At 71.2% G+C, this 8,770-nt stretch carries 7 protein-coding genes; 3 read left to right on the plus strand and 4 right to left on the minus strand.

Annotation, left to right across the window (positions count from 1 at the left end):
• A partial coding sequence (locus G3I40_RS06565) for a SpoIIE family protein phosphatase (protein ID WP_164301210.1) occupies positions 1-286 on the plus strand: 286 nt, incomplete at its 5' end.
• A 60-nt stretch (positions 287-346) separates the two neighbouring features.
• Here G3I40_RS06565 and G3I40_RS06570 read toward each other — a convergent pair.
• Entirely contained in the window at positions 347-1,837 is a 1,491-nt protein-coding gene (locus G3I40_RS06570; protein WP_164301211.1) for a hypothetical protein, read from the minus strand.
• Between the two features lie 233 nt (positions 1,838-2,070).
• Here G3I40_RS06570 and G3I40_RS06575 point away from each other — a divergent pair, with 233 nt between their 5' ends.
• On the plus strand, positions 2,071-3,222 hold the full coding sequence (locus G3I40_RS06575; RefSeq protein WP_164301212.1) for an aminoglycoside phosphotransferase family protein: 1,152 nt from the start codon (positions 2,071-2,073) through the stop codon (positions 3,220-3,222).
• 285 nt (positions 3,223-3,507) lie between these two features.
• Positions 3,508-5,484: a peptidoglycan recognition family protein gene (locus G3I40_RS06580; protein ID WP_164301213.1), complete on the plus strand. Its 1,977-nt coding sequence runs from the start codon at positions 3,508-3,510 to the stop codon at positions 5,482-5,484.
• A gap of 78 nt (positions 5,485-5,562) precedes the next feature.
• Here the strand turns inward: G3I40_RS06580 and G3I40_RS06585 are convergent, their stop codons facing one another.
• The 3 genes from G3I40_RS06585 to G3I40_RS06595 form a co-directional block, all read right to left on the minus strand.
• Positions 5,563-7,890, minus strand: coding sequence for a glycoside hydrolase family 95 protein (locus tag G3I40_RS06585; protein WP_203643548.1), 2,328 nt, complete (start codon positions 7,888-7,890; stop codon positions 5,563-5,565).
• A 107-nt stretch (positions 7,891-7,997) separates the two neighbouring features.
• A complete protein-coding gene (locus tag G3I40_RS06590) occupies positions 7,998-8,495 on the minus strand; it encodes a hypothetical protein (RefSeq protein WP_164301214.1) in 498 nt (165 codons plus the stop codon).
• Positions 8,496-8,555: 60 nt separating this feature from the next.
• Positions 8,556-8,770: LuxR C-terminal-related transcriptional regulator (locus G3I40_RS06595; protein WP_164301215.1), on the minus strand; the 215-nt coding region annotated here is incomplete at its 5' end.

Here is an 8,770-nt window from a genome sequence, read left to right on the forward strand (position 1 = left end):
GCGTGCGCTCACGCCGCCCGAGGGCGCACCGCTCGGCGCGAGCGCCGCGTCCGCCTACGGGCAGGCTCAGGAGACCCTGCAGCCGGGCGACTTCCTGCTGCTGCACACCGACGGCCTGGTACCGCGGCGCGGCGAGCGCGCCGCAGCGGGCCGGCTGCTCGCCATGGCACCGGACCTGGCCACGGCCCGTGACGCACAGGAGTGCGTCCGCATGGTCGTGGACGAGTTCGGCGCGGCCGAGCGTGCGGACGGCGCCTGTGTGCTCGTCGCCCGGGTCGGTTCCTGAACGATCCCGACGGCGACGTGAAGGTGAGTGGTCGTACGGCCCGGACGGTCCGGGCCGGGGCTACGCCTGGATGCGCTTCCCGGTCGGCCTGGGCAGGGCCAGCTTGATCTCCCGGCGCAGGTCCTCGATCTTCGGGTAGCCCGCGAACTGTCCGGTGAGCCGGTACATCTCCCGCAGCCTGTCCCAGGTGCGGTGGGACGAGTTCGACCCCATCGACGACAGTGCCAACCGCGCGTACCGGTCGGCCTGTTCGGGATCGTCGGCGATGAAGCAGGCCGACGCCATCGACAGGTGGTCGAAGATCTTCGACCGGTCACGGCCGCCCGCGCGCAGTTCGAGGGCCTCCTTGGCGTGCCGCTGCGCGATGACCGCGGCGCCCGGCTCGTGCTCGGCGAGGGTGCGGTAGGCGAGGGCCTGCATACCGTGCAGGTCCGCCTCGTCGAACATCTGCATCCAACTCGGCGGCGCCACATCGCCCTTGTCGGAGACGAAGAGTTCCTCCGCCTGTCCCAGGGTGCGGCGCATCGCCTGCCCCTTGCCCAGGGACGCCTGTGCCCAGGCCTCGATGGTGCAGAGCATGGCCTTCGTACGGGGCAGCACCTCGTCGCCCGAACCGGACTTGGCGAGCTTCATCAACTCCAGTGCCTCGTCCGGCGCGCCCAGGTGGATCTTCTGACGTGCCGCTCGTGAGAGGGCCTCACCGGCGCGCGGCCGGTCGCCGCCCTCGCGCGCGGCGTGCGCGGCGATGATGAAGTACTTCTGGGCCGTGGGTTCGAGGCCGACGTCGTGGGACATCCAGCCCGCGAGGACGGCGAGGTTGGCGGCGACGCCCCACAGGCGCCGCTGGAGGTGGTCGGGGTGTCGGTAGGAGAGCATTCCGCCGACTTCGTTGAGCTGGCCGACGACTGCCTTGCGCTGCAACCCGCCGCCGCGGGAGGCGTCCCAGGCCCGGAACACCTCGACGGAACGCTCCAGTTCCTCGATCTCCTGCGACCCGATGGGGGCGGCCTCGTAGCGGTCGAACCCAGCAGGGTCGGCGTGCAGGGGATCGGTGGTCCTGGGAGCGTCGGCCGCGAGGACCGGGTCGGTGTGCAGCCAGTCGTGCATGGCGCTGCTGAGTGCGGAACCTGCGGCGAGCGCGGCGCCCGCGCCCACCAAGCCGCGTCGGTTGAGCATGAGGTCCATTCCCGTGAATTCGGTGAGGACCGCAGCTGTCCGCTCGGGCGCCCATGGCACTCCGTCGGGGCCCTGCTGTTCCGGGCTCCCGCCGCCTTGCCGTTTACCCATGCGCCCGTGTCGGACGAGACCGAGGTCCTCGATGGTCACGACACGGCCGAGTCGCTCGGTGAACAGCGCCGCCAGCACCCGCGGTACCGGATCGCGCGGGATCTCTCCCATGTCGATCCAACGCCGCACCCGCGAGGTGTCCGTCGCCAGCTGGGGGTGGCCCATGGCCGCCGCCTGCCGGTTGACGAGCCGCGCGAGTTCGCCCTTGGACCAGCCGGCCAGGCCGAACAGGTCGCTCAGGCGGGTGTTGGGTTGTCCGTTCACGTAAGCCCCCAGGTTCTCGGCTGAAATCGACAGTAGCCCTCTGTCAGTTGCTGAGCGACTATTCGCCAGGGTTCGCCAGGGTGCGCCAGCTGTTGTGCCTGAGCCCCTCGGGTGTCAGGTAGTAATGCGCCACCCCGACCCGGTCGCCACAGGGCATTCCCCAGGGTGTACCGAATCGGCCGGGCCGGGCGGCGCAGGCAACTCACTGGCACACGAAGGGATCTGTATCTCCTATGTACGCAGCATCGTCCTCCGTGTCCGCTCCGCCCCGGCCGCCCCGTCCCGCCCGCGCGGCGATGACGGGCAGCGGCCCGTACCTCGACCCCGTGCGGCCCGCGACCCCGGCGCTGGGTGGCGTCGGACGGACGCGTCGCGCCCCGGGGCTCGGCTCGCAACCGCTCAGCGGGAGACTCGACTTGTCCGGCCCTCAGGGCGCCCAGCTGCGCACGGCGCTCGCCTCGGTGCACCGGATCTGCCCGGAGTTCCATCCGGTGCAGGTGTTGCGCCGCTCGCCGCGCACCGTGCTGCTCGTCGGCACGACCGGGCGCAGCACCGCCGTCGCGAAGTGCTTAATCGATTCCTCCCCTCTGTGGGCGGAGCGGATCAGGCACGAGATAGCCGCATACCGTTCGTTCGTCCGACACCGGCCGCCGGTGCGGGTGCCGCGTCTGATCGCGGCGGACCCGGACAACGGCACGCTGGTGATCGAGCGGATGCCCGGCCGAGTGGCAGCCCTGCAGCGCCACCCGGCCGAGGCACCGCCGCGGGCGGACGTGCGCGCCGCACTCGGCGCGATCTGCCGACTCAACCAGTGGCGGCCGCCGGCGGGCACCTTCGACGCGCCACTGGACTACGCGGAGCGGATCAACAAGTTCCACGACCTGGGCCTGTTGACCGACCGCGACATGGGCGACCTGCAGAAGCTGCTGCACGGCATCGCGCACTCCGCGGGGCGCGGCGGCATGGGCCAGTTCTGTCACGGCGACGCCCTGCTGTCGAACATCCTGCTCTCACCGGCCGGTCCCGTACTGGTGGACTGGGAGCACGCGGGCTGGTACCTGCCCGGCTACGACCTGGCGACCCTGTGGACGGTGCTCGGTGACGCACCGGTGGCGCGGCGGCAGATCAGCCAGCTCGCCCAGTCCGGCGGCCCGGCGTCGCGCGACGCGTTCCTGGTGAACCTGATGCTCGTACTGACCAGGGAGATCCGTACGTACGAGACGGCCGTGCAGCGTTACCTGCACGAACAGACCCCGGCGGCATCGGCTCAGGCCCACTCCGGTGCTGCGCCGTCCGGCGAGGAGCAGCGGCTGTTGCTGCGCCGTCTGCACGACGACTGCAACATGGCCCGCAAGGCGGTCCGAGCGGCGGTCGGCACTCGCTGACGGGGACGAGGATCCGCGGTGCGCCCGGGAGGAACACGGCGCACCGCGGATCTTTGTCGTGCGCCGCCCGAGAGGTACTCATTGGACTACTCCACTGACGCGCCGCAGGCGGTCGCACCACCGCACAGGAAACTCATATACACGCCCGCTGACATGGGAAATCCTGGGGAATTCCGTTGCCTGTCGGATGATTGACGGATCGCCGGCGAGCCGATACCACTGACGCACGACCGGCCCGCACGTACCGCGCAGCAATCCGACCATCCTCGCTCCCAGGAGGCACCGTTGCATCGGTCCACCCGTTCCCTTCCCGGCAGACGTCCCCGAGCGGGAGCACGGGCGGCGGGCACACTCGCGACCGCGGCCCTGCTGCTGCCGCTGCTCGGCGCGGCCCCGCCCCAGGACGCGGCGGCCCCGTCGACGCGGTTGCAGGACGCGTTCGCCTCGGCGGCCGCCGAGTACCAGGTGCCGCAGAGCGTGCTGCTCGGCGTCTCGTACCTGCAGTCGCGGTGGGACACGCACGGCGGGGCGCCCAGCGTCACCGGCGGCTACGGCCCCATGCACCTCACCGACGCGGCCACGGCGATCCGGAACACCGTCGTGCACAGCCACGCGGAGGGCGACGCCCGCGGCGACGACTCGCGCGCCCCGCTCAAGGTCTCCGATGCCGTACCCACCGACGCCCAACTCCCGTCCCGTCTCAAGACGTTGACGCGGGCAGCGGAGCTCACCGGTATTCCGGCAGCGCAGTTGCGCAGTGACTCCGCGGCGAACGTCCGCGGTGGCGCGGCGCTGCTCGCGGCCGCGCAGAAGAAGCTCGGCAAGCCGCTCAGCGCGACGCCGGCCGACTGGTACGGCGCGGTCGCGAAGTTCTCCGGCGCGGACGACACCGCGACCGCGGCGACGTACGCCAACGACGTCTTCGCGGTGATCCGCGACGGCGAGCGGCGCACCACGGACGCCGGCCAGGACGTGACGCTGGCGGCCACGTCGGACGCGCGGCCGCGGGCGGCCCAGCTGGAGAAGATGGGCCTGCGCAAGGCGGACACCTCGGGGACCGAGTGCCCGAGGACGGTGTCGTGCGAGTGGATCCCGGCGCCCTACGAGGAGTTCGGCGACGGCGACTACGGCAACCACGACCTGGCCGACCGCCCCAAGGACCAGAGCATCGACTCCATCGTCATCCACGACACGGAAGGGTCATGGGACGTGTCGCTCAAGCTGGTCCAGGACAAGACGTACCTGGGCTGGCACTACACGCTGCGCTCGACGGACGGGCACATCGCCCAGCACATCAAGACGAAGGACGTCGGCTGGCACGCGGGCAACTGGTACACCAACGCGAAGTCGATCGGCATCGAGCACGAGGGCTTCCTCACGGATCCCGACACCTGGTACACGGAGGAGATGTACCGGTCCTCGGCGCGCCTGGTGACGTACCTCGCGAAGAAGTACGGCATCCCGCTGGACCGGCAGCACATCCTCGGCCACGACAACGTGCCGGGACCGACGACGGCGACCATCCCGCAGATGCACACGGACCCCGGTCCGTACTGGGACTGGGCGCACTACTTCGCCCTGATGGGCAAGCCGTTCCACGGCACGCCCGGGTCCGGGGGCGGCATCGTCACGGTCGCTCCTCGATTCGCCGCGAACAAGCCGCAGTTCACGGGCTGCACCAAGGCGGGCGAGACGTGCACGGCCCACGGGTCCAGCGCGGTGCGCGTGTACACGGCGCCGAGTGAGGACGCCCCGCTCGTCAAGGACATCGGCCTGCGGCCGGGCGGAGAGGCCTCGACGATCGACGTGAACGACATGGCGTCGCGGGTGTCGACGGGCCAGCAGTACGCGGTCGCCGAGCGCAAGGGCGACTGGACCGCGATCTGGTACCTCGGCCAGAAGGCCTGGTTCAAGAACCCGAAGAAGCAGCCGACCGCCGTGAACGCCAAGGGACTTGTCGTCACGCCGAAGGCGGGCGCGAGCGACATCCCGGTGTACGGGCGCGCCTACCCGGAGGCCTCGGCCTATCCGGCGGGCATCACCCCGCAGGCGATCTCGCCGCTGCCGTACAAGCTGTCGGCGGGCCAGCGCTACGTGGTCGGCGAGCGGACGACGGGCGAGTACTTCTACTCCCCGACGTTCGACACCGCGGAGCACAAGGTGGTCAAGGGCAAGGACGTCTACTACGAGATCCAGTTCGCGCACCGGGTCGCCTACGTGCGGGCGGCCGACGTACGCGTGCTGCCGTCCACGGGGAAGTAGCAGGCCGTTTCGGCAACGGCCGTCGGGCCCGGGTGCGCGTGGGGGCGCACCCGGGCCCGACGGCTGTCCGGCGCACGGTCAGTCGAAGACGTACCGGCGTCCGGCCACGGCCTTGAGGGTCTTGTCCCCGAACAGCGTGCTGCGCAGGGTCAGTTGACGGGTGCGTCCCGCGGTGACGGCGACGCGGGTGGCGCGCCCTGCCGCCCAGTCGATGTCGACGGTGGCGCCGCCACGCGCCCGCAGACCGCGCACGGAGCCCTCGGGCCAGCTGGCCGGCAGGGCGGGCAGCACCTCGATCACGTCGAACTGGCTCTGCAGCAGCATCTCCACGACCCCGGACGTGGCGCCGAAGTTGCCGTCGATCTGGAACGGCGGGTGGGTGTCCCACAGGTTCGGCAGGGTCGACGCCTTGAGCTGCTCGGACAGCATCTTGTGCGCGTGGTCGCCGTCGCGCAGCCGGGCCCAGAAGTTGACCTTCCACGCCTTGGACCAGCCGGTGCCGCCGTCACCGCGCGCGGTCAGCGACACCTTCGCCGCCTCGGCCCAGGTGCTGCCGGGTGCGATCTGACGTCCCGGGTGCAGGGCGTAGAGGTGCGAGACGTGCCGATGGTCGTCGGTGGGGCTGTCGAGGTCGGTCTTCCACTCCTGCAACTGGCCCCACGAACCGATCCGCAGACCCGGGTCCAACTTCCCGAGCGTGTCGGTGAGTTGCTGGCGCCAGGCAGCCGAGTCGCCCAGCGTCTTCGCCGCTTCGAGGGTGTTGGTGAGCAGGTCGTGGACGATCTGCTGGGACATGGCGGCACCGGCCGTGAAGTCGCCGTGTTCGGGCGAGTAACTCGGCGTGACGACCAGGGAGTTGTCGCGCGGGTCGGTGCGCAGGTTGTCGAGCCAGAATTCGGCCGCGCCCTTCATCAGGGGGTACGCGGTGGTGCGCAGGTAGTCCGTGGAGCCGCCGAAGCGGTAGTGCTCGTAGAGCTGCGCCGTGAGCCAGGCGGCCGCTTCGGGGAACCAGAAGGAGGTCGACCAGTCGTGCACGCCCGTGAATCCGTACGGGTTGGTCTCGTCGTGGACGACCCAGCCGCGACTGGCGAACATCTCCTTCGCCGTCCGTTCGCCGGGGGCGCGCAGGGCCGCGACGAACCGGTCGTAGGGGGCCGTCGTCTCGGGCAGGGCGGCCGCCTCCGCGAGCCAGTAGTTCATCTGCAGGTTGATGTTGACGTGGTAGTCGGCGGACCAGGGCGGCGTCGTGGACTGGTTCCAGACGCCCTGCAGGTTCGCGGGCAGCGAGCCCGCGCGGGAGGACGCGATGAGCAGGTAGCGCCCGTACTGGAAGAAGAGGGCCTCCAGGGCCCGGTCGGCGGCGCTCGCCCCACCCGTGTACTGCGTGAGCAACTGGTCCGTGGGGACGTCGGCGGGCGGGGTCTGCCGGATGTCGAGGTCGACGCGGCCGAAGAGCGCGCGGTGGTCGGTCAGGTGGCGCTCGCGCAGCGCGGCGTGACCGAGGTCCGCCGCCTTGTCGACGGCCGCGGTGACGGCGGCGGCCGGGTCGGCGCCGCGGTAGTCGGGGTAGGTGTCCGCGTAGTCCGTCCCCGCGGCGAGGACGAACCAGGCGCTGTCGGCGCCGGTGACGGTGAGGCTTCCGTCAGCGTGAGCGGTGAGTGTGCCGCCTTCGTGGCGTGCGCGGATCTGGGCCTCGAACTTCAGCCCGTTGTCCGCCAGTTGCCCCGTGACGGTGATCCGGTCGCCTCTCGCCGTCGAGGTGAAGTCGGTGCGCGGCGAGGCGTACCGCAGGGTGCAGGTGACGCCGCCGGGGCGGTCGCTGGAGAGCCTGCCCACGAGTACGGAGTCCGGGTGGGAGGCGAAGAACTCCCGTTCGTGGACGGCGCCTTGGTCCGTGTACGTGACCGAGGCGAGGGCGGTGCGCAGGTCGAGGGAGCGCCGGTAGTCGGCCGGGGTGGTGGTGGGGGCGCCGGGCAAGTCGAGGTGGAGGTCGCCGAAGGTCTGGTGGGCGCCGTAGCCGACGCGGGGCTGGCCCAGTTCGCCGGCGACGGTGTCGGGGTCGAGCTTCGTGCCCGTCTCGATGCGCTGCCGCACGTCGGCGAGGACACCGTCGCGCGGGCTGCGCCAGTTGCCGAAGTCGTAGCCGTCCTGTGCGCCGGGGCCGCCGGTCCACAGGGTCTTCTCGTTGAACTGGAGGTGTTCCGAGGCGAGGGTGCCGAAGACCATCGCGCCGAGGGCGCCGCTGCCGATGGGCAGGGCTTCGCGTTCCCAGTCCGCTGCGGGGGCGTTATACCAGAGCAGCAATTCATCGGAGGGATCGCGGCGGCGCTCCCCGGCGGACGCCGAAGCGGCCAGCGGACCGAGTCCGGTGGCGAGGGCGGCGGCACCGATGGCCGCACCTTTCATGGTGGTTCTTCGCGTGAGCTCAGGGTTCCCAGAAGGCATGCCTCGTCACGCTAGAGGTCCGATGACTCTGCGACAAGAGGTGGGCACAGCCGGTTTGCGCCTGCGGCTCAACCCTGCTGGAACAGCTCCGCGGGCAGCGGCTTGAGGAGCGCGTACAGGTCGTCGGTGATCGGACGGTCCCAGGACGCGATGGTCACGAGCACGTTGTCACTGCGGTCGAACTGGACGCAGGAGATGCGCGTCTCGGAGAGCTTCAGGCGGCGCACGATGAGGAGGTTGTCGCCCTGCATCACCGGCACGTCCTCGACGCCGGTGACGGTGACCTCCTCGTCGTTCTCCAGCGCGCTGAGCAGCTGGGCGACCTCGAAGGGGATCTCGCCCTCGGCGATCTCGCGGGCCGGGGAGCCCTCGGGCAGATTGCCGATGATCATCGCGGGGCCACGGCCGCCGAACAGGTCGTAGCGCAGGAACACACCCTGACAGGAACCGTCCGGGGCGGGCAGCAGGCCCGCGCCGAGATTGCCCGGCCAGTCGCCCGGATCCATGGCCAGGACGTCGAAGTCGGGGCCTGCGGGGGTCGCAGCGCGGCGGCGGAGGAAGGACATGCGCCCCATGGTACGTCGCTTCGGCGCGGGTACCGCTCCCGGGTTGGGCGGGGTCCGCGGCTACTCGCCCAGGGCGTCGGCGAGCCCGGCGGGGTCCGTGCCGATCTTGCGGTACACGGCGGACAGCAGCCGGGTCACCGCCTGCTCGTCGAGGTGCAGTTCCGCCGCGATCTCCGTCGCGCCTCGACCCCGGGCCGCGCAGCTCGCCGCGGCCCGTTCCCGTGCGGTCAGCGTGTCCGTCGCCGCGCTGTGCAGGGGGCGCGGCCGCAGTCCGG

Origin of the sequence: Streptomyces sp. SID14478, from assembly GCF_010548525.1 — a bacterium.
GTDB lineage: Bacteria > Actinomycetota > Actinomycetes > Streptomycetales > Streptomycetaceae > Streptomyces.